12 protein-coding genes are annotated in these 21,491 nt (G+C 73.2%); 4 read left to right on the forward strand and 8 right to left on the reverse strand.

The window, feature by feature from the left end:
• Positions 1 to 88: 88 nt before the first annotated feature.
• Complete coding sequence (locus AB0F13_RS16410) at positions 89 to 334, reverse strand: hypothetical protein (RefSeq protein ID WP_362081674.1); 246 nt, start codon at positions 332 to 334, stop codon at positions 89 to 91.
• Positions 335 to 610: 276 nt separating this feature from the next.
• Between AB0F13_RS16410 and AB0F13_RS16415 the strand changes: the two genes are divergently transcribed.
• Positions 611 to 838 carry a hypothetical protein gene (locus tag AB0F13_RS16415; RefSeq protein WP_362081677.1) on the forward strand — a complete coding sequence of 76 codons (228 nt, stop codon included), beginning with the start codon at positions 611 to 613 and terminating at the stop codon, positions 836 to 838.
• A gap of 96 nt (positions 839 to 934) precedes the next feature.
• On the opposite strand, the gene AB0F13_RS16420 is transcribed toward AB0F13_RS16415, so the two are convergent.
• The 5 genes from AB0F13_RS16420 to AB0F13_RS16440 all read right to left on the reverse strand — a co-directional run bounded on the left by AB0F13_RS16420 (position 935) and on the right by AB0F13_RS16440 (position 8,029).
• Positions 935 to 1,921 (reverse strand): Gfo/Idh/MocA family oxidoreductase, encoded by a 987-nt coding sequence (locus AB0F13_RS16420; RefSeq protein ID WP_362081680.1) that lies wholly within the window; start codon positions 1,919 to 1,921, stop codon positions 935 to 937.
• 24 nt (positions 1,922 to 1,945) lie between these two features.
• A complete protein-coding gene (locus AB0F13_RS16425; protein WP_362081683.1) occupies positions 1,946 to 3,343 on the reverse strand; it encodes an NDP-hexose 2,3-dehydratase family protein in 1,398 nt (465 codons plus the stop codon).
• Positions 3,344 to 3,478: 135 nt separating this feature from the next.
• Positions 3,479 to 4,093 (reverse strand): hypothetical protein, encoded by a 615-nt coding sequence (locus AB0F13_RS16430; protein ID WP_362081686.1) that lies wholly within the window; start codon positions 4,091 to 4,093, stop codon positions 3,479 to 3,481.
• A 90-nt stretch (positions 4,094 to 4,183) separates the two neighbouring features.
• Entirely contained in the window at positions 4,184 to 6,199 is a 2,016-nt protein-coding gene (locus AB0F13_RS16435; RefSeq protein WP_362081689.1) for an RICIN domain-containing protein, read from the reverse strand.
• A gap of 141 nt (positions 6,200 to 6,340) precedes the next feature.
• Positions 6,341 to 8,029 carry a sigma-70 family RNA polymerase sigma factor gene (locus AB0F13_RS16440; RefSeq protein ID WP_362081692.1) on the reverse strand — a complete coding sequence of 563 codons (1,689 nt, stop codon included), beginning with the start codon at positions 8,027 to 8,029 and terminating at the stop codon, positions 6,341 to 6,343.
• Between the two features lie 367 nt (positions 8,030 to 8,396).
• Here AB0F13_RS16440 and AB0F13_RS16445 point away from each other — a divergent pair, with 367 nt between their 5' ends.
• Positions 8,397 to 10,616, forward strand: coding sequence for an NADP-dependent isocitrate dehydrogenase (locus tag AB0F13_RS16445; protein ID WP_362081695.1), 2,220 nt, complete (start codon positions 8,397 to 8,399; stop codon positions 10,614 to 10,616).
• Positions 10,617 to 10,783: 167 nt separating this feature from the next.
• Here AB0F13_RS16445 and AB0F13_RS16450 read toward each other — a convergent pair whose 3' ends face one another.
• Together AB0F13_RS16450 and AB0F13_RS16455 are read right to left on the reverse strand one after the other, a co-directional pair.
• On the reverse strand, positions 10,784 to 11,818 hold the full coding sequence (locus AB0F13_RS16450) for a DUF6114 domain-containing protein (protein ID WP_362081698.1): 1,035 nt from the start codon (positions 11,816 to 11,818) through the stop codon (positions 10,784 to 10,786).
• Positions 11,809 to 12,423 (reverse strand): DUF6230 family protein, encoded by a 615-nt coding sequence (locus tag AB0F13_RS16455; protein ID WP_362081701.1) that lies wholly within the window; start codon positions 12,421 to 12,423, stop codon positions 11,809 to 11,811. Before AB0F13_RS16455 ends, AB0F13_RS16450 begins: the two co-directional genes overlap by 10 nt.
• Positions 12,424 to 12,741: 318 nt before the next feature.
• On the opposite strand from AB0F13_RS16455, the gene AB0F13_RS16460 reads away from it, so the two are divergent.
• Together AB0F13_RS16460 and AB0F13_RS16465 are read left to right on the forward strand one after the other, a co-directional pair.
• The gene (locus AB0F13_RS16460; RefSeq protein ID WP_362081704.1) at positions 12,742 to 20,679 is read left to right on the forward strand and encodes an SDR family NAD(P)-dependent oxidoreductase; all 7,938 of its coding nucleotides are present in this window, start codon (positions 12,742 to 12,744) and stop codon (positions 20,677 to 20,679) included.
• Entirely contained in the window at positions 20,660 to 21,487 is an 828-nt protein-coding gene (locus AB0F13_RS16465) for a class I SAM-dependent methyltransferase (RefSeq protein ID WP_362081707.1), read from the forward strand. The genes AB0F13_RS16460 and AB0F13_RS16465 overlap by 20 nt, the downstream gene beginning before the upstream one ends.
• Positions 21,488 to 21,491: the final 4 nt, after the last annotated feature.

The raw sequence follows: 21,491 nt of genomic DNA on the forward strand, positions 1-21,491 counted from the left end.
GGCGGGGGCCGATGCCGGTGACCCCGCACCCCGGGCAGTGCCGTATGAGCCGCCCGGAAGACGACCTCTCCCGGGCACCGCTCGCCGGTCAGTACGCGGAGCCGGCGCGCAGGTACGTGCCCGCGACCTGCAGCCATGCTCCGGGTCCGTAGAACCCCTCGACGACATGGGGAGCGTTCTCGGAGACACGCAGGATGCGCAGCGCCCCGCTCGGGTGCAGGTCGTACTCGTACGTAACGGTCCCGGGCTCGTCCTCGTACTGCATGTCCAGGGGGCCGCCGGACGGCTCCGCGGATGCCAGGGCTTCCGGGACGAGTCTGATGTAGACGGACATGTCTCCACGGTATTCCCGGGCGGCCCGGACCGCCCGGCCCTTGCGCGGAGTAGGCTGCGCGTACCTGGAACACATCGCGCACCGGCTTCCGCGCCGGTGCCGTTCCTGGTGAGCGATTACGCCGGGCAGACGGAAGCGTGCCCGGGGTCAGGTCTCTGTCATGACGACGACCGGCAACCCCGCATCGACGATCAAAGAAGAGGGCGCTCATCCGTCACCGGCCCGGCTGTCGCTGAAACCGGCGGGCGCCGCCCCAGGCCTTCTGGACGGCTCCTGGTGATCCCGCCGGAGAGCAGTGAGTCCGCAGCCGCCCGGCTGATGGCCGCCGCGTCCGCCCCGGGCGACCACCTCACCGCGAGCGGGCTGATCGCGCAGGAGAAACCGCTCGGCGCCGCGGAGGACGATCGCGGCCGGCAGGAGTCATGGGAGTCCGAGGGCGGCACCGCCCCGTCCTCCCGTGGAACGCCGGACGCGATCTCCAGCCCCGCCAGGGAGAGGCGATGACGATGGCGGCCGCCCTCATCCTGGCCCTGGTCCTCGTCGTGATCGCCGCGGCGGTCCGCCTGGTCCACGCCCGGCGCTCCGCCCCGTGACGAATCGTCAGCAGGCGTGGACGCGTGCCACGTCCATGATGCGCTCGATCAGGGCGGCTTGCCGGACGGCGTCCTGCTGATGCCGGGCGAGGCGGTGTGCGTCCCCCCGCAGCGCCAGCGAGAACTCCCGTACGAGGTTGGCGAACTGCCCGTCGGGCGGCAGGGCGATCTCCTCGACGGCCTGCCGACGTTCGAGCTCCAGCCGCGGCCGGTGGGTCTCGGGTGGCGTATAGGCCCGGTCGAGGCGGATGCGGCCGGCGGTACCGAAGAGGGTGTATTCCGCGCGGTAGGCGTGCTCCATGCCGAAGGCCAGGTCGGCCGTCACGCCCTGCGGGCCGGTGAGCAGCACGTGGCCGGAGAGCACCACGTCCCGTCGGCGCTCACGACGCAGCACCGCGCCTGCGACCTCGAGGTTCGGGCCGAGGAAGTGCAGGGCCGCCCGGAGGGGGTAGATACCGATGTCGAGGAGGGCGCCGCCGCCCACGTGGGGCTGGTAGCGGATGTCACCGTCCGGCTTCGGCGGAATGGTGAAGGCGGCGGAGAGGGAACGCAGTTCACCGATCGCATTCTCGGCCAGGAGCCTCGTGACGGCCGCGTGCTGTGAGTGGTGCAGTGATGTGAAGTTCTCCATCAGGACCAGGCCCCGGGATTCCGCTGCGCCGATCAGTTCTTCGGCGCGTGAGCGGGTGGCGGCCAGGGGCTTTTCCACCAGGACGTGTTTCCCCCGGCGCAACGCCGCCTCGACCCATTCCGCGTGCAGCATCACGGGGACCGGGATGTACACCGCGTCGACATCGGCGCGGTCCAGCAGCGCGTCGTAGCCGGTCACCGCCTCGCACCCGAACTCCTCGGCGAACCGGGCGGCCTTGGCGCCGTCGCGGCTGGCCACGGCGGTCAGGGTGACGTCCGGGTCGGAGATCAGGGCGGGAATGGTGCGGCGGAAGGCGATGTCGGCCGCGCCGAGCACTCCGAAGCGTATGCGGGGAGAGGGCATGGAGGGTTTCCCTTCGGGCTTCGCTCAGCGCAGGGCCTGTATGCAGGCGATGAGGCTGCGGGCTTCCACGTTGAGGTAATTGCTGTGTGGCAGCAGGCCGAGAAGCTGGTTCATGGTGAGCCAGCAGAAGTCCTCGGGGACGTCGGCCGGGAATTCCTCGCCGGCTTCCACCACGACATAGCGGTTCTCGGCGTGGTGGAAGCGGCCGCCCTCCTCGGACTGCAGAGCGTCGTAACGGATGCGGGCGGCATCGGCCGACAGCACGTAGTCGAGGTACCGGGGCCGGTCCTCGTCCGCCAGCGCCCGGTAGTTGAGCGGGCGGCACTGTACGGTCGGCGCCATCTCGGGGCCGTTGAGGGAACCGGCCTCGCTTCGCGCCTGGACCAGGACGTGCAGCACTCCCTTGATCCGCTTGGTGACGAAGGCGATGAGGCCGGGGCCGACGGGCGCCAGCAACGGCTGGGTCCAGGAGCGGACCTCCCGGCTGCTTGCCCGGACACTCACGCCGATGACGCGGAAGTAGTCGCCGTCCTGATGGAATACGGCGTCCTCGCTCCGCCGCCAGCCGCTGATTCCGGTCTCGTGCAGGGGAACCCGCTGCTGCACCAGCTCCCGCCGGGACCGCACGTCGGTCAGCCAGCTGAGGACCTCGCGCATGCCGTGCAACGAACCGGAACCCTCGGCGACGGACTCCGCGACGGCGGTGGCGAACGGGCTCACGGGGCGGGGCACCCCCCGGGCTCCGGGGAACGGGCCCGACGGGATGCAGGCGAGCACCGTCCGCGTGTCCATGTTCACCACATGGGGCGTCATCAGGAGCTGCCGCAACTGGGAGAGGCTGAGCCAGCAGAAGTCGTCGTCCAGCGGCACGTCGTCCGTCGCCTCGACCACGATGTTGCGGTTCCGCTTGTGCAGGAACCAGGAGCCCTGCTCGGACTGGAGCACGTCGACGAGCACCCGGCCGCGCTCCCGCGAGGTGAAGTACTCGAGGTATTTGACACCGGAGCCGCGGTGGACCCGGGTGTAGTTGCTGCGGGTCGCCTGGACGGTCGGGGAGAGCTGCAGGCCGTCGATGTTCCCCGGCTCGTGCTTGGCCTGCATCAGCACATGCGGGACGCCGTCGAACTCCTTGACCAGGAGCCCGAGGATCCCGATCTCGGGCTGGACGATAATGGGCTGGGTCCAGCTGCCGAGCCGGGGGCGATCGGTGCGTACGCGAAGTCCTTCGACCGAGAAGAAACGCCCGCTGATATGCGCCAGGTTCCCGGTGACCTCATCGAAGTGCCACCCCGCCAGGTCGCTGAACGGGACGTGCTCCACCGTCAGGCGGTTCGCCTCCTGCCGGCTGGTGAACCACGACCGGAAATCGGCCGGTGAGGTGAGGGAGGTGCCCTCGCCGCCCGATTCCGATAACAGCCTCATCGTTCTGCCCATCGTGTGCGTCCCTCGGCGTTCGGATTCTGTGGCGTTGCGAAAGATTCGCCGACGCAACCGAGCAATGTCAAGGAACGGATTTGCGGCACGCTGTGGACCGGTTGCGTGCCGCGACCCGGCATCTCACCCGGTCGTGCGGGCCCGGTTCTTCGAGCGGCGGGCGCGCAGGAAGAGCGCTGCGGCCACGAGGGCGGCTGTCGCCACGAGAGCGGTGACGGCTGTGGTGACCGTGGTCGCACGGCCCGTGCCGGCGGCCGCGGGCGCGGGCGTCGGCGAGGTGGCGTGTGTCGTCGCCGGTGCGGGCGCGGGCGAGGCGGTGGCGGTGGGGGAAGGCGCCGGCTGGGGCTGTGCGAGGGCCGGGACGGACACGGTGGCCTCGCCGTGGCCGAGGTCGGGGAAGCCGCAGTGGACGGTGACCTTCCATCGGCCCGGTGGCAGGACCTCGCGGGTGGTGTAGGCCGCCTTGCCGCCCTCGACGGCGACGAGCGCCCACGGCCCGTAGGTGCGGCCGGAAAGGTCCTCGGCCGTGAGGGTGCCGGCGACGGGCTCGTCCACCGGGTCGTTGTCGTTGTCCCAGAGGGCCACGGCCCGCACATGGCCGTCCGGTTGGTCACCGGTGACGGTGAAGTGGATGGTGTCGCCGTGCGCGGCGGCGGGGCCCGCCGTGCCGAGGACGGCGGGAAGGAGCAGGGCGCCGATGGCGGCCGCCGAGGCGAGGGCTGCGGGGCGGGGGGTCATGGGGTTCACTCCGGTGGAGAAGGGGCCGGCGACCGCTGGTTGGGGGTGGAACGGTGGCAGCGGTCGCCGGCCCGGATCAGGGGTGGGGCGTCAGGAGGACTTGGCCAGGGTCCAGTTCTGGTAGCCCTGCTTGTTCTTCTCCTGGAGTTCGAGCAGCCATCCGCCGTAGTACCAGCGCTTGCTGATGCCCAGCACCAGGGACGACCCCTGCGGCTGGAGGGCGTAGGCACCGTTGCCGGTGTCGGTCAGCTTCCACTTCTGGGCGGCCGCGTTGCCGCAGGGCTGCTGGGCCACGTACTGGCCCGCCGTCGCGCGCCCGTCGGTGCCCGGCTGGAGGCACTTGCCGGACTGGACGGACTTCAGGCGCACCGTGCCGCTGCCCGCGTCCTCGAAGGTCCACTGCTGGTTGGCGTAGCCGTGGCGCTGGTAGGCGATGGCGACCGTGCCGTTCGCGGTGGAGCCGCCCCACAGGTCGGCGGCCTGCCCGGTGAGGCCGTTGAGCAGCACGTACTTCGTGCCCGGCCGGGTGGAGCCGTCGCCCTTGGGCAGGGTGCGGAAGGACGCCGTGCGGCCGGGAGCGGAGACCTTGCCGTCGGCGCCGCGTGCGGCGACGGCGACCTTGTACGCGGTGTCGGGCGTGAGGCCGACGACCCGGACGGAGGCGTCCTTGACGTCCGCCTGCTTCTTGCCGTTGAGCAGCAGGGCGTAGCCGGTGGCCGAGGGAACCTTGGCCCAGCTGACGAGGGCGGAGTCAGGGGCGATCTGGGTGACCTGGGCGTCCGGCCCGGCAGCGGGGCCGGGGGACTTGGTGGGGTCCGGCTCGGGGCTGGGGTCGGGGTCGGTGCTGCCACCGCCCGCGATCAGGAAGCGGTTGTTGGCGATGTTCCAGTGCGTGGCCAGATAGCTGCCCGGCCGCGGGTTGGTGTGGAAGTAGTCGTCGTGCCCGCAGTCCAGGCGCTGGTCACTGTCGCGGTCGGGGCACAGGACCTGCATCTTGGGGTAGTACGGCGCGTCCGAGTAGCACATGATGTCCCACTCGTCGACGCAGTGCGCCGCCTTGCTGGTGTGCGGAGCGCTGTTGTTGACCGCGCCGAGGTTGTGGCCCAGCTCGTGGGCGGCGGTGCTGCCGCCCCAGCAGCCGGAGTCCGTACGGCCGTAGGACGGGCCGAAGTTGCTCAGGTTGTCCTGGCCGGGGCGCTCGTCGCCGTTGAAGGTGCCGATGCCGCAGTAGACCTGGGCGTCCGCGAAGATCATGTACTTGCGGTCGCGGCGGTCGTACCCCTTGGCGGCCAGCGCGTTGTTCATCGCGCTGAAGTCCTGCATGGCCGCGCCCGTGACCTCGGCGTTCAGGACGGAGGCGGTGCAGTCGGCCTCGGTGACGAAGCGTATGTGCCGCTCGCCGCCGGTCTCCTTGGCGCTCGCGCTGTAGATGACGTCGGTCTCGGCCGCCCATTGCTTGAACGAGGCGGCGTACTGCCCGAAGCGGTCCTGCCCGGGCCCGTGGACGTACAGCACCTGAACCCGGTTGCCGGTGGAGCCGTCGCCCTCGCAGACCGTCCTGGCCCCGGAGGGGGCCGCCGGGGCCGCCGGGGTCGCCACTTTTCCGGTACGGGCGTCCAGGGCGGGCGCCGCTCCCTGCAGCGCTTCGCCGGCCGCGGGGGCCCCTGCGCCGTCCCCGGTCAGGGCCGGGGGCGCGGACGTGCCCTTGGCCACGGGCGGGGTGTTCTTGGTGATGTCGACGCCCTTGGGCGGCGCGTCCGGGCCGTGGGTGCACAGGCCGGCCCGGGAGACGCGGTAGACGCCGGCGCAGCGGTCGTCCTTGGGGGCCGGGTCGAGGCCCTCGTAGACCAGGCCGCGGCGCTTGTCCGCCTTGGGGGCGGAGGTGAGGGGAGTGGGCGGCGCCTTGTGCACGGGCCGGGCAGCGGCGGCCGGGGCGCTCTCCGCCCCGGTGCGCGGACTCTTGGTGCCGGTCGCGGACCCGACGCCGATGACACCGACGGCGAGGGCGGCGGCCGCGGCGGTCGCGGCCGCCGCCGCTATCAGCCGGCGCCGGACCTTGCTGCGCCGGTGAGTGGTACGTCTCCTACGAGCATGCGAGGTGCGCATGGGCAGTCCCTTCGGTGGGGGAGGGTCGGTACTGCGGTGGGCCGTCGGCCCCGGGCACGCGCGGCCCGCCCGGCGGTGCGTGGGGGGCCGGCCGGCGGTGCGGTCAGGCACCTGCGGCGACCACGGGCGGGCGCGCGTCGGTCAGCGGGCGGCGAACGCCTGGGTCCAGCGCGGGACGCCGGAGGCCAGGTCGACGTTGACGCCGAACTCGGTGAGCGAGCAGTCGAGGAGGGCCTTGCGGTGGCCGGAGTCGTTCATCCACACGGTCACGACCGCGGCGGCGCTCGGCCGGCCGGTGCCGCCGCTCACGCCGGAGAAGCTCCAGCGGTGACCGGTGGCGGCGGCGCGGCCGGCTCCGGCGGCGTCGTCCGCGCCTCCCCGCTCTCCCGGGTCGGTCCGCCCGGAGTAGGTGAGGCGGCCGTGCGCCGCCGCGTGGCCGGAGCGCTGCCCGGCGGCGGCCACCAGCTCGACGCTGTGCCGCACGGGCCCGCAGCCGGCCTTGGCGCGCTCGGTGTTGACCAGGCGGGTGACCTGCTGCGCGAGTGGATCGTGCGGTGCTTGCTCGCTCGGTGCGCCTGTGGCCGGCGCCCGGGGCGGCACGGCCGGGGCCGGTGCGGTGCTCGCGGGGGCGGCCGGGCTCGTGGCGGGCGTGGCACGGGCGGACTCGCCAAGGGCCGGACGTCCCGTCGCGGCGGAACGGCCGGCAGCCGGGGCGGTGCGCTCGGGCGGGGCGGTCCCGGACGGCGAGGAGTGGGCGGTGGCCAGTGGCCGGGCGGAGACCGAAACGTTTGTGCCGGGGGCGCTGCGCTGCTGGGGCCCGGCACCCTCCGGGGCGGCGGCGAAGTAGTCGCAGCCGCTCAGCACACCGCCGGCGACGATCGCGAGGGTGGCTGCCGCGACGACGGGCCGGGCGATGGCACGGGAGCTCCCGCCCGCCCCCTCGCCTCGCGGGAGGGCGGCCCGGTCCGTGGCCGGCGGGAGGCCCACGTGCTCCGGCGCCGCAGGCAGCGCAGTGCCGCACGCCGTGGGGACGGCCCGCAACGCTGCCTCGGCCCACCGGCCGGCCAGTGCGGCCCCGACGGGGACCAGGCCGAGCCCGGCGAGCAGCCCCTCGGCCGGTACCAGCGCGGACCAGTGCCCACCGCAATCGCCGCAGCCGCGCGCGTGCCGGGCGATGCGCTTGCGCCACAGGGGAGAGGGAACGCCGTCCCACAGGCCGAGGACCCCGGCCAGCTCCCGGCAGCGCGGCGTCGTGGTCAGGGCCCGTACGACGGCCCGGGCGGTCTCCAGCTGGATCTTGGTGCGCTGGACGCGCACGGCGGTGTGCTGCGGGGACAGCTCCAGGGCGGCGGCGACCTCGGCACGCGTGAGCTCGCCCGTGGCCTCCAGCCACCACAGGGACAGCACGGCCCGCTCGCCGTCGTCCAGCCAGCGGGTGGCCTCCGCGGCCTGCTTGCGCTGCCCCTCCAGCCCGAGCCTGATGATGGTCAGTCCCACGAAGTCGGCCTCGGGATCGTGCACGTCGAAGGCGTCCTGCAGCCCGGTGACGGGGGCGTCCTGACGTTCCGTACGCCAGTGGTGACGTATCTGGTTCATCGTGATCGCGACGAGCCACGACCGGAAGCGGGCGGGGTCGCGCAGCCCGGCCAGGCCGCCGACCATCCGGATCATGGTCTCCTGCACCACGTCGTCGACGTCGGCGTGCCCGTTCAGGGCGCGGCCGGCGATGTTGTAGACCAAGGGCAGGCAGGCGGCGACCAGCTCCTCCCGCGCGGCTGCCTCCCCTGCCTGCGCCGCCTCGACCACGTCGGTCACATTCGTCACCGTCACGCTCCGCCCTCCTCATTCCTGACCGCCACATCGGCGTCCCGGTGCATGGGAGACCTCGGACCGCTCGCCGCATAACAAAAAACCGGCGCTCGGCCGGTTCTTTTTTCCTGCGCGTTTCTTACGCGTGTGCGCCGCGGCCCTGCGACCTGGGAGAGGTACGGAACGTGCTCGGATGGTGACGCCGGACGCGGACCCGCCGGGACCGGGTTCGCGTCATGCGCGCCCTGTCCGACGGACGGCAACGGTGCTCTCCGCCGCCCCGCGAGGTGACGCGCCCCGGCCGTCGGGTGGGGGCAGGGCCGACAGGGACAGCATCACGAGATATCTTGATGTCGAGCAATGTTACAGACGTGAAGCGGAGCACCCGGTGACTGACTCGACCATCATCTATACGCACACCGACGAGGCCCCGGCCTTGGCGACGTATTCCTTCCTGCCTGTGGTCGAGGCCTATGCCTCGACGGCCGGGGTCACTGTGGAGCGCCGGGACATCTCCCTGGCCGGGCGGCTCATCGCCGGCTTCCCTGAGCGTCTCGAGGAGGGCCAGCGCATCGACGACGCGCTCGCCGAGCTCGGCGAGCTGGCCAGGACTCCCGGGGCGAACATCATCAAGCTGCCGAACATCTCGGCCTCGATCCCGCAGCTGAAGGCGGCCGTCGCCGAGCTGCAGCAGCAGGGCTACGCGCTGCCGGACTACCCGGACGACCCGAAGACCGACGAGGAGCGGGACATCCGCGCCCGTTACGACAAGGTCAAGGGCAGCGCCGTCAACCCGGTGCTGCGCGAGGGCAACTCCGACCGCCGCGCCCCCGCCTCGGTCAAGAACTACGCCAAGGCGCACCCGCACCGGATGGGCGCGTGGACGCCGGAGTCGAAGACGAACGTCGCCACCATGGGCGCCGACGACTTCCGCTCCACCGAGAAGTCCGCGGTCGTCACCGCGGACGGCGCGCTGCGCATCGAGCTCTCCGGTGACGACGGCACCACCACCGTCCTGCGCGAGTCGGTCCCCGTCCTCGCGGGCGAGGTCGTCGACGCGTCCGTCATGCGCGTGGCCGCGCTGCGCGAGTTCCTGACGGAGCAGGTCGCCCGCGCCAAGGCCGAGGACGTGCTGTTCTCGGTGCACCTGAAGGCGACGATGATGAAGGTCTCCGACCCGATCATCTTCGGCCACGTGGTGCGCGCCTTCTTCCCGAAGACGTTCGCCGCGCACGGTGAGACGCTCGCCGCGGCGGGCCTGAGCCCCAACGACGGGCTCGGCGGGATCCTCAAGGGCCTGGAGTCGCTGCCCGAGGGCGCGGAGATCAAGGCGTCCTTCGAGGCCGAGATCGCCGAGGGCCCCGCCCTGGCGATGGTCGACTCCGACAAGGGCATCACCAACCTGCACGTCCCGAGCGACGTCATCGTCGACGCCTCCATGCCGGCCATGATCCGCACCTCCGGCCACATGTGGGGCCCGGACGGCCAGGAGGCCGACACCCTCGCGGTCCTGCCCGACAGCAGCTACTCCGGCGTCTACCAGGCCGTCATCGAGGACTGCCGCGCCCACGGCGCCTTCGACCCGTCGACGATGGGCTCGGTGCCGAACGTCGGCCTCATGGCGCAGAAGGCCGAGGAGTACGGCAGCCACGACAAGACCTTCGAGATCCCCACCACGGGTACGGTGCGGGTCGTCGACGGCGCCGGCGACGTCGTACTGGAGCAGACGGTCGGCGCGGGCGACATCTTCCGCATGTGCCAGGCCAAGGACGCGCCGATCCGGGACTGGGTCAAGCTCGCCGTCACCCGCGCCCGCGCGACCGGAGTCCCGGCCGTGTTCTGGCTCGACGAGAACCGCGCGCACGACGCGAAGCTCATCGAGAAGGTCAAGGCGTACCTGCCCGAGCACGACACCGAGGGCCTGCAGATCGAGATCATGTCGCCGGTCGAGGCGACCGAGTTCTCGCTGGAGCGCATCCGCCGCGGCGAGGACACGATCTCCGTCACCGGCAACGTCCTGCGCGACTACCTGACCGACCTGTTCCCGATCCTCGAGCTCGGCACGAGCGCGAAGATGCTCTCGGTCGTCCCGCTCATGAACGGCGGCGGCCTGTTCGAGACCGGCGCCGGCGGCTCCGCGCCCAAGCACGTCCAGCAGCTCGTCAAGGAGAACTACCTGCGCTGGGACAGCCTGGGCGAGTTCTTCGCCCTCGCGGCCAGCTTCGAGCACCTCGCGACCACCACGGGCAACGCCCGCGCCAAGGTCCTCGCCGACACGCTCGACCGCGCGACCGGCACGTTCCTCAACGAGGACAAGTCGCCGAGCCGCAAGCTGGGTGGCATCGACAACCGCGGCAGCCACTTCTACCTCGCGCTGTTCTGGGCGCAGGAGCTGGCGAAGCAGACCGAGGACGCGCAGCTCGCGGGGGCGTTCGCGGCTCTGGCCAAGACGCTGTCCGAGCAGGAGCGGACCATCGTCGACGAGCTGATCGCGGTGCAGGGCTCGCCGGTCGACATCGGCGGCTACTACCAGCCCGACGCGGCCAAGGCCTCGGCCGTCATGCGCCCGTCGGCGACCTTCAACCAGGCCATCGCGACCCTGGGCTGACGCGTCGACCCGAAGGAGAACGGCTCCCCGGCCCCGCCGACCGCCCCTTGAGGCGGTCGGCGACCCGGGGCCCCGAGGGCGACCGCCCTCCTTCCGCACCTGCTCCGCCCCGGCCGGCATCCGCCCGGCCGGGGCGGAGCTGTCTTCGCGGGCAGCCGTGCGTCCGGTCATGATGGCGTGATCACGCCGTTGGGGGCCGGGGCGAGGCGCAGCCCGTCCGCGGTGATGGTGCCGCTGGTGACGAGGGCCTGTTCGGCGTCGACGTCCGTCATGAAGACGAAGGGCGGTACGACCGGGGGCACGGGCAGCGTGTCGGGGGTGAAGGTCAGGCACACCAGGCCCTGGACGCAGCCGCTGAACCGGGTGAGGTAGAGCGTCACATCGCCGCCCAGGCGCAGATCGTCCACATCCAGGGCGAAATCCTCCCCTCCGTCGTGCGACCGCAGCCGGTAGTCGGCGAGCGAGGCCGCCCGCATCCTCAGCACCATGACCTTCCGCGGACCGTCCGCGGTGCGCACCTTTGCGACCCTGGCGAGCGTGAAGCCGGTGGGGGCGAACCGTGTCGTGGTCACCGTCGGCGGTGTCCGGACCACCGCGACGGGGCCGGGTGCCCGCTCCGCGCGTGGCGGAGCGGCCACCGCGGCGAGCAGGACGACGGGCAGCACGGCCGCGAGGGCCTTGGGCGGGGCCGGGGGCCGCGGGGCGTGATCCGCAGCGGTGGCTCCATCGGGGGCGGCGTGGGCGGCGGGGGCGTCCGGTGCGGCGGGAACGTCCGGCCCCCGGTGCTCCGCCGTGTCCGCCGGCGTCCACGCGAAGCCCATGGCGCCGCCCGCAATGCCCAGCAGGGCGCCTAAGAGGAATCCGCCGAGGTTGGTGGCGGCGAAGGACACCACCGCAAGGATCACCGCGTGGATGCCCACGTAGTGGCGGGTGTGCGGAAGCAGCCACAGGAACAGGCCGGCGGCCGTCAGCGCGGCCCCGATGCCGATCGCGGCGATGCCGCCGAGGCCCAGCCCGACCAGCACGGCCCAGGGCGCGAGCGGGACGACGAGCAGTTCCACGCCGCCCGTGATCAGCAGCGCGCCCGCCCAGAACGGGCGGGTGCGCCGCCAGCCACGCAGGGCCCGCCGGGCCGGTCCGGGGCGGAGCCGGCGCGGTGGCGGGCCGGAGGGGCCGTGTCCCCGGGCGGTCCTCAGAAGCACGTCCGGCCGTCGAGGCTCACATCGAGGGAGAGCCCTTTGAGGCGGAGGTCGCCGCCGGTGGCGGACCAGGCGTGCGACTTCACACCGCTCACCGTGACATCGGCGGCCTGCAGCCCGAACTGCCCCACCGCGCCCCGGATCCCGGGCACCCGGTCCAGCGTCGAGGCGTCCCGTCCGATCTCCACGTCCCCGAAGTGCGCGTCACCGACGAGATCCTGGCCGTGGAGCACCAGGTTGTGCACCGCCACCTCACCGGCACGGCCCCCGGCCGTCAGCTTGAACACCACTGTCCCCACGGGAGTGTCGACCTTCGCGGACTGGCAGAAGTCCGACAGCCGTGCGTCGCCGATGCCGAGCAGCGCGCCCGGGTGACCCTCGCCGCCGACGGACCGGCCGACGCCCACGAACGAGGCCAGCCCCTTGCTCGACAGCCTGCCCGACGACACCTGGAAGGCCTTGCCCGACACCGCGAAGGACGATGCCAGTACGCCCTCGGCCATCGCGACGGCCATCGCGGCGACGGCCACCACGGCGGGCAGCGCGACAACGGCCGCTTTCCTCCAGGAGGTTCTGCCCTCGGGGGACCTCCGGCTCGTTCGGCTCACTGGTGATCCCTCCCTGCGCCGCGCCACAGAGTGGATGCCCACATCGGGGGCGGGCATCCGCGAACGGGTGTCACCTACTCGGGTGAGTTTCGCAGGGGCGCGACGCACGGAGGGGAAAAGTACGGCCGGCGGCCGGATTGCGCACTCCCGGCCCTCAAGTCCCGTGCATCACAGGGTGGTTGTCGCGTCTATTCGTCCGCTTATTCGTCCGGTTCATGCTAAGGGGGTATTGTCCGTTTGCCCCTGTTCCGGGAGGTAAGTGATATCAGCGTCGCGTCGCGACCGGTTGCTCTCTGCTGGAGGAAAGGGCTGAGAACCATGGGCGTTGACGGATATGGATCAGTGCCCGGCGACCGGTTGATCGCGGTGGTGGGAGCCTCCTGCCGCCTGCCGGGCGGCATCGCCGACCTCGACGGGCTGTGGCAGGCGCTGCTCCAGGGCCGCGACCTCATCACCAGCATCCCGGCCGACCGTTTCGACGCCACGCGCTTCGTGGACCCCTCGATGCCCCGCCCCGGCAAGAGCTACACGGGCGCGGGCGGCTTCCTCGACGACATCGGCGGGTTCGACGCCGACTACTTCGGCATCTCGCCCAAGGAAGCCGCACAGATGGACCCCCAGCAGCGGCTCCTGCTGGAGCTGGCGGCCGAGGCGTGCGACGACGCGGGCTTGTCCCCGCAGGCGCTGGCGGGCTCCGACACGGCCGTCTTCGTGGGCATCTCCGACCACTCCTACGGCGCGTTGCAGCTCCTCATGATCGAGAGCGTCAACGCGTACACCATGTCCGGCGCCGCCTCCTCGATCGCCGCGAACCGCATCTCCCACGTCTTCGACCTGCGCGGGCCGAGCCTGGCCGTCGACACCGCCTGCTCCTCCTCGCTCGTGGCCCTCGTCCAGGCCTGCCAGACCCTGCTGGCAGGGGCCGGCCGCGCCGCGCTGGTCGGCGGCGTCAACCTGCTGCTGAGTCCCTATCACTACGTGGGCTTCTCCCAGGCCTCGATGCTCTCCCCGACCGGCAGATGCCGGTCGTTCTCGGCCGGTGCCGACGGGTACGTACGCGCCGAGGGCGGCGGCGTGGTCGTACTGAAGCGGCTGGCCGACGCGGCGGCCGACGGGGACCGTGTCCACGGCGTCATCGTGGACAGCGGCGCCAACAGCGACGGACGGACCCCGGGACTCGCCCTGCCACGGATGGAGGCCCAGGAGAGCCTGCTGCGGACGCTGTACGACCGCGCCGGCATCGCCTCCGACGACATCGCCTACCTGGAGGCGCACGGCACCGGGACCCCGGCCGGTGACCCCATCGAGTGCGAGGCCATCGGCCGCGCCCTGGGCAGCCGCCGCACACACGGCGAGCTCCCGATCGGCTCGGTCAAGTCCAACCTCGGGCACCTGGAGCCGGCTTCCGGCATGGCCGGCCTGCTGAAGGCGCTGCTCGTGCTGCGCCACGGCGTCATCCCCCCGACCCTGCACTGCGCGTCGCCCAACCCCCACGTCGACTTCGCCGCCCTGCGGCTGTCGCCCGCGGTGGAGTGCCGCGAGGCGGACATGGGCGAACGGGCCGTGATCGGGGTCAACTCCTTCGGCTTCGGCGGCGCCAACGCCCACGCGATCCTCGCGCCGCCCCCGGCCCCCGCCGCCCGTCCCGTGGCCCCGCCGCCGGACGCGGCCCGGCCGGTGGTGGTCTCGGCCCGGTCCCGGGAGGCGCTGGCCGAGGCGGTCCGCCGCACCGCCGACCGGATGGCGCAGGCCGGCCCGCAGGAGTTCTACGACCTGGCGTACACCGCCTGCTTGCGGCGCGGCAAGCACCCGCACCGCGCCGCGGTGCTCGCCACGGACCCCGCAGACGCTGCCGCCAGGTTCACCGCGCTCGCCGGCCGGCTCGCGGGCCCGGAGGACCCGGCGGCGGCCCAGGGCATCCCGGAAGCCGAGGGGACGGCGCCGGGCGGCGACGGCGGCACGGGTGCCGGCCGCACGGCCGGCGGTGGCACCTCCGTCAGCGGCACGCCTGCCCGTGCCCCCGACGCGCCCGCGCCGGAAGCCACGGAGGCCCTGGCCGGGCAGGGGCATGGCACGGCCCCGGCCGGGCTTGGCACGTCCGTCGGCCGGACGCTCGGCAAGGGTCCGTCCGACCATGGCACCTTCGTCAGCGGCACGCCTGCCCTTGCCCCCGACGCGCCCACGCCGCAGGCCGGGGAGGCCACGGCCGCACAGGACCCGGCCCCCGCCGGGCAGGCCTCGGCGGTGGCCGAAGGCGTCAGCCGTGGGCGCATCGTCTTCGCGTTCTCCGGCAACGGCGCGCAGTGGGCCGGCATGGGGGCGGACCTCCTGGCCGGGGACCCGGTCTTCCGGGGCGCCATCGAGACCGTCGACGCGCTGCTGTCCCCCCACACGGGGTGGTCGGTGACGCAGGCCCTGACCGATCCGGCGCTCGCCACCCGCATCGCCGCCACGGAGATCACCCAGCCCCTGCTGTTCGCCGTCCAGTTCGCCCTGGTCGAGGTGTTGCGGCAGCGGGGCGTCGAACCGGCGGCCGTAGTGGGGCACAGCGTCGGTGAGATCTCCGCCGCGTACGTGGCCGGTGCCCTGACGCTGGCGGAGGCCGCCCGCGTGATCGCCGCACGCGGCAGCGCCCAGGCCGCCACCGCCGGCGCGGGGCGCATGGCCGCCGTGTCCCTGCCCCTGGACCGGGCCGAGAAGGCGGTCGAGGCCCACCCGGGCCTGACGGTCGCCTGCGTCAACACCGGCCGCGACGTCACGGTCTCGGGCCCCGGGGACCGGCTGGCCGCCCTCACGGACGACCTCGCGCGCCAGGGCGTCGCCTGCACCGTCCTCGACGTCGACTACGCCTTCCACAGCCCCGCCATGGACCCGGTCGAGAAACCGCTGACCACGGCACTCGCCGGACTGCGCCCCGCCCCCGTCCGCATCCCCATGGTCTCCACCGTCACCGGCGGCGCCGTCGAGGGACCCGAGCTGGACGCGGCGTACTGGTGGCGCAACGTGCGCGAGCCCGTGCTGTTCGCCCCCGCCGTCGAGTACCTCCTGGGCCAGGGGTACGACGTGTTCGTCGACGTCGGCCCGCACCCCATCCTGCGGCCCTACCTGCGCCGGCTGACGGAGAAGTGCACCGCGCCCGTCGCCGTCGTGCCCACCCTCGTCAAGGACGGCGAAGGACCGGCGGCGCTCAGCACCGCCGTCGCCGCACTGGCCGCCGCCGGCGCGGAGCTGGACTGGGACGTCCACTTCCCCGTCCCCGGACGCGTCGCCGGCCTGCCCGCCTACCCCTGGCAGCGGCAGCGGCACTGGAACGGATCGCCCGGCGCATGGACGGGCACCTTCCGCGACGGGGGAGTGGACCACCCGCTGCTCGGCGACCGGATGTCGCTGTACGCACCCACTTGGCACGGGACCGTCGAGCCCGTGCTCGTGCCCTGGCTGGCCGACCACCGGGTCGGCGGCTCGGTGGTCCTGCCCGCCACCGGCTACGCCGAGATGGCGCTGGCCGCGGGCCGGCGGGTACTGGGCGCCCGGGCGGAGCTGGAGCACTTGGAGATCACACGGGTGCTGCCCGTTCCGTGGCAGAACCCGGCGAGCACCCATCTGTACCTGAGCGTGTCCCAGGACGACGGTGCGGTCACGATCACCAGCGCCACCGGACGCGTGGGGGAGCCGGTGCACCACGCCCGGGGGCGGGTGCGCCGGCTGCTGCGCGCACGGCCCGCCCCCCTCGACGTCGGGGCGGTACGGCAGCGGTGCGGCGAGGAGGCGAGCCCGGAGGAGCTCTACCGGACCGTCGCGGCGGCCGGGCTCGACTACGGGCCCGCCTTCCGTACCCTGCGCACCCTGCGCGTGGGGGACGGCGAAGTCCTCGCCGGCTACCGGCACGAGGCGCCCTGCGACGACTACGAGGTCCACCCGGCCCTGCTGGACGGGGCGCTCCAGGCCGGGCTCCCGCTCATGACCGGAGCCCTGAAGCGACAGCACGCCTTCCTGCCCGGCGCGATCGACGCCCTCCGACTCTGGCAGGCACCCCCGCGACAGGGCCTGTTCCACCTGCGCGAACGTGGCCGTACGGGGACGGAGATCTGCTGGGACATCACCGTCACGGACGACGACGGCACCGTCATGGCCGAGCTGGAGGGCTGCCGGCTGCGCCGCTTCGACGGCCTGCGCACGACGCCGCTGACCCGATACGCGGGCGTCATGCGGGCACAGCCCCACATGGACGTCCCCGCCGCCCCCTCGCCCCTGCCCGCGCCGTCCGCCATCCTGGCCGCCGCTCAGCCACGGATCGACGAAATGCGAGCAGCATGGCGGCAGTTGCGCTACGGGCCGCTGCGGCTGCGGCTCAAGCACACCATGGCACTGGGCGTCGCGGAGTTCGTCGCCGGAGTCCTGCCCGACGCGTCGGTGCCCTTCACCACGGACGAGATCGTCGGCCCGGACGTCGCTCCGCACTTGCGGCGGCTGTGTGTGTTCATGCTGTCCATGCTCGAACCCCGTGGCCTCGGCAAGCGGGAGGAGGACGGCACATGGCGGCTGACCGATTGCGGGACGACGGCGCGGCATGCCGCGCAGCGGCTGGTGCGTGAATTTCCCGCCTACGCGGCCGAGATCGCCCTGTCGGCGAGCCACGGACGGACCCTGGGGGAGGTGGTGCGGGGGACGAAGGACCCGATGGAGCTCCTCGCCGAGGGCGGCGCCGAACTGATGGAGCACTTCTTCGACATCGCACCCTGGTGCCGCTTCCACAACCGCCTGGCACAGGCACTCCTCACGACGATCAACGGTCACTGGCCCGCCGACCGGCCGCTGCGCGTCCTGGAGATCGGTGCCGGTACGGGCGGCACCACGGCCGCCCTGCTGCCGCTGCTGCCGCCCGAACGCACCCGCTACGTCTTCACCGACCTGTCCGCGCTCTTCCTCGGCCGGGCCGAGAAACGCTTCAGCGCCTACGACTTCGTCGACTACCGCACCTTCGACCTGGACACCGACCCGGCCGGACAGGGTCTGGCCGAGGGTGCCTTCGACCTGATCGTGGCGTCCAACGCCCTTCACACGGCCAAGGACCTCAGGCGCGCTCTCACCCGGGTCAACCGCCTCCTGGCCCCCGGCGGCCAGCTCCTGGTGATCGAGCAGCACGACATCGAGGACATGGCGCTGTTCTTCGGCGCCCTCGAGAGCTTCTGGGCCCACACGGACCACGACCTGCGCCCCGACGTGCTGCTGCTGCCGGCCTCGCGGTGGCCGCGGCTGCTGCGGGAGTGCGGCTTCACGGACGTGGCCCGCACCGGCGACGAGTGCCGCGGGGCGGGCGCCCACGGGTCCGTGCTCCTGGCAGCCGCCCCCGAACGCCCCGTGGCGCCCGCGGCCCTGCCGTCCGCGGACGGGACGACGCCATGGATCGTCACCGGCGAGCACGCCACCGGAGAACTGCCCGACGAGGTGGCCCGGGCACTGGAGACCGTGGGCGGCCGCGTCCTGCGCGCACCGGCCGCCCGCACCCCCGAGGAGTGGGGAGAGCTGATCCCCCGGGACGCGGCCGCCGTGTCCGTCGTCCTCCTCCTGGACGGCGACGGCCACGAGGCGTCCCCCGCAGAACTGCTCGACCTCACCACCCGCCGCGCCGCGGTGCTGCGGGCGATCGCGGTCGCCTGCGAGGATCTGCCGGACGGCTGCCGGCCCGCCCTGTGGCTGGTGTCCCGGCCCGGCGGCGCACTGCCCGCCCCCGAACGCCCCCTGGTCCCCGTCGACGCCGCCACCTGGGGCATCACCCGCACGTTGGCCAACGAGCACCCCCGGCTGACGGTGCGGCGCGTCTCCCTGGAACGTACCGTCGGCGACCCGGCCGGGGACGGCCGCCGCGTCGCCCGCGAACTGCTCACCCCGACCGACGAGGACGAGATCGCCCTCACGGCCCGGGGACGCTTCGTGCCCCGGGTGGTCGATGTGACCGAGACCCCGCAGGGCACCGCCGACAGTCGCGAGGTGCCGGCCTTCGCCCTGGAGGTGCGCGACCCGGGGCTGGCGTACCGGCTGGCCTGGACGGAGAGCGAGCCCCCGGCCGGACCCGGCCCCGGCGAGGTGATCGTCGCGGTGCGCGCGGCGGCGCTGAACTACCGGGACCTGATGCAGACGGTCGGGGTGCTGCCCCCCGTCGAAGGGGCCCAGCGGCTGGCACGGCAGCCCGGACCCGGCATGGAATGTGCCGGGACCGTCGAAGCGACCGGCCCCGGCGTGACCACCGTCGCGGTGGGTGACCGCGTCTTCGGCCTGGCGCCCGGCACCTTCGCCTCCCACGTCGTCACCAGCGAGCACGCCCTCGGCCGGATGCCGGACCGGATGACGTTCACCGAGGCCGCCACCCTGCCGGTGGTCTTCCTGACCGTTCACTACGCGCTGGGGCACCTGGCGCGGCTCGCGGCCGGCGAGACGGTACTGGTGCACGGCGGCACCGGCGGCGTCGGTCTGGCGGCGCTGCAGTTCGCCCGCCGCCGCGGCGCGCACGTCATCGCGACCGCCGGCAACACCATCAAGCGCGACCTGCTGCGGATGCTGGGCGTCGAGCACGTCCTGGACTCCCGCTCCCTGCGCTTCGCCGAGGACGTCCGCGAGATCACCGGCGGCCGGGGCGTCGACGTCGTGGTGAACTCCCTGGCCGGGGCGGCCATCCAGCGCGGCCTGGAAGCGCTGCGCCCGGGCGGCCGCTTCATCGAGCTGGGCAAGCGCGACATCCACGAGGACAAGCCGCTGCGGCTGCGCCCGTTCGACAAGAACATCGCGTTCTTCGGCGTCGACCTCAGCCGGCTCCTGCACGACCCCGGACTGGCCATGAAGCAGTTCGCCGAGGTCACCTCGCTGGTCCGGTGCGGCCGCTACCGGCCGCTGCTGCACAGCGTCCATCCGGCCGCGCGCGTGACCGAGGCGTTCCGGCTCATGCAGCACTCGCGGCACATCGGCAAGGTCGTCGTGGCCTTCGACCCGCTGGACGAGCCGTTGACGGTCGAACGCACCGTACGGCCCACGAGCTTCGACCCGGGGGGCACCTACCTCGTGGCGGGCGGTCTCGGCGGCTTCGGCGCGACGACCGCCCGCTGGCTGGCCGGCCGGGGCGCACGCCACCTCGCCCTGATCGGCCGCCGCGGGGCCGGCTCGCCCGAGGCGCCCGGCCTGCTGGCGGACCTGGCCGCCCGAGGAGTCGAGGCCAGAGCGTACGCCGTGGACGTGTGCGACGCCGAGGCGGTGCGGCGAGTGGTCGCCGAGGCCGAGGCGCGGGGGCATCCGCTGCGTGGTGTCGTCCACTCCGCCATGCACCTGGACGACGCCTTCCTGGCCAAGCTCTCCGACGAGCGGTTCCGGGCCGGCCTCGCCCCCAAGATGGGCGGTGGGGCGGTGCTCGACGCCGTGAGCCGGGACCGGCCCCTGGATCTGTTCCTGGCGTACTCCTCGGCCGTCACCACCGTCGGCCACGTCGCCCAGTCCAGCTACGTGGCGGGCAACCTCTACCTGGAGGCGCTGGTTCGCAAGCGCTGCCACGAAGGCCTGCGGGCGACCGCGGTCGCCCTGGGGGCGATCGGCGGGACGGGCTATGTGGCCCGCAACAACCTCCAGGGCACCATGACCCAGATCGGGATCGAGGTGGTCCTTCCCCATGAGGTGTTCGAGGTCGTGGAGGAGTTCCTCACCGCGGACCGGGACGTGGCCGGGACCGGCCGCTACAACTGGTCCGTGCTGCGCGCGCTCCTGCGCAGCATGGGCGTGCCGCGCTTCGCCGTCCTGGTACCCGCCCTGGGCGACCCGGGTGCCCCGACCCGGGACCAGATCCTGGCCAGGCTCTCCGGGATGACGCCCGAGGAGTCCGAGAAGTTCATCGCCGACTCCCTCGCCCAGGCGCTCGCCGACGTCGCGCAACTGCCCGTCGAACAGATCGACCACCACCGCAGGATCGACACCTACGGCGTGGACTCCCTGATGGCCACGGACGTCCTGGCCTCGCTCCGCCGGCAGTACGACGTCGACATCCCGCCGATGGAACTGCTGCGCAGCGACGGCACGATCGCCGACATCGCCCGCATCATCCACCTGAGGCTCGGCCTGGCCACCGGCAGGAACGCCGACGAGCCGGCACCGTATCTCCCGCCGCAGCGGCCGGAACCCAAGGAACTGGAGGCGCCCGAACAGGCGACAGCGCGGACGGGCGGCCGCGCAGCCGTACCGGGCGGGGAGCGGGGAGATGCCGACCCGACCGGGTAGCGGGCCTCCCGACGCGTTCTACGCCCTGTGGCTGGACCCCACGATGACGTACTCCTGCGCCCTGTGGGCCGCGGGCGACAGTCTGGAACAGGCCCAGATCCGCAAGATCGACCACCACGTCGCCCAGGCGGCGGCAGCCGGGGCCGCCCGGGTGCTGGACATCGGCTGCGGATGGGGCGGCACCCTCGAACGCCTGGTCCGCACCCACGGCGTCCGGCACGCCGTGGGCCTCACCCTCAGCCGGCAGCAGGCCGCCCGGGCCCGCGTCCGGGCCCGGCCGCGCGGCGAGGTACGGCTGGAGGGCTGGACGGATCACCGGCCGGAGGCACCGTACGACGCGATCCTGTGCGCCGGAGCGTTCGAGCACGTCGCCGGCCTGCACCTGACCCGCGAGGAGAAGGTCGCCGGCTACCGCGCCTTCTTCTCCCGGTGCCGCTCCTGGCTGCGCCCCGGCGGCCGGCTCAGCCTCCAGACCATCGCCGGGGGATATCCGGCCAAGGGCCCGCAGGCGGCACGGGACGCGATGCTCATGGCGCTGACGCTCTTCCCCGGCTCCCAGCTCCCGGGCCTGGCCGAGATCCACGAGGCGAGCTCCGGCATCCTGACGTGCCTGCGGGTGCGCAACGACCACGACGACTACGCCCGGACCTGCCGCTGCTGGCTGGAGCGGCTCCTGGCCGCGCGGGAGAGGGCCGTCGCGCTCGTCGGCGACGAGACGACGGGCGACTACGAACGGTGTCTGCGTGCCTCGGTGCGGCTGTTCGAGCAGGGCCATGCGAGCCTGCTGCGGTTCACCTTCCAACGATGAGCGC

It is taken from the genome of Streptomyces sp. NPDC026206 (assembly GCF_040638465.1).
GTDB lineage: Bacteria > Actinomycetota > Actinomycetes > Streptomycetales > Streptomycetaceae > Streptomyces.

Coding starts and splice junctions, on each gene's coding strand:
- AB0F13_RS16410 (WP_362081674.1), bottom strand. CDS start 334: ATGTCCGTCTACATCAGACTCGTCCCGGAAGCCCTGGCATCCGCGGAG.
- AB0F13_RS16420 (WP_362081680.1), bottom strand. CDS start 1,921: ATGCCCTCTCCCCGCATACGCTTCGGAGTGCTCGGCGCGGCCGACATC.
- AB0F13_RS16425 (WP_362081683.1), bottom strand. CDS start 3,343: ATGAGGCTGTTATCGGAATCGGGCGGCGAGGGCACCTCCCTCACCTCA.
- AB0F13_RS16430 (WP_362081686.1), bottom strand. CDS start 4,093: ATGACCCCCCGCCCCGCAGCCCTCGCCTCGGCGGCCGCCATCGGCGCC.
- AB0F13_RS16435 (WP_362081689.1), bottom strand. CDS start 6,199: ATGCGCACCTCGCATGCTCGTAGGAGACGTACCACTCACCGGCGCAGC.
- AB0F13_RS16460 (WP_362081704.1), top strand. CDS start 12,742: ATGGGCGTTGACGGATATGGATCAGTGCCCGGCGACCGGTTGATCGCG.
- AB0F13_RS16465 (WP_362081707.1), top strand. CDS start 20,660: ATGCCGACCCGACCGGGTAGCGGGCCTCCCGACGCGTTCTACGCCCTG.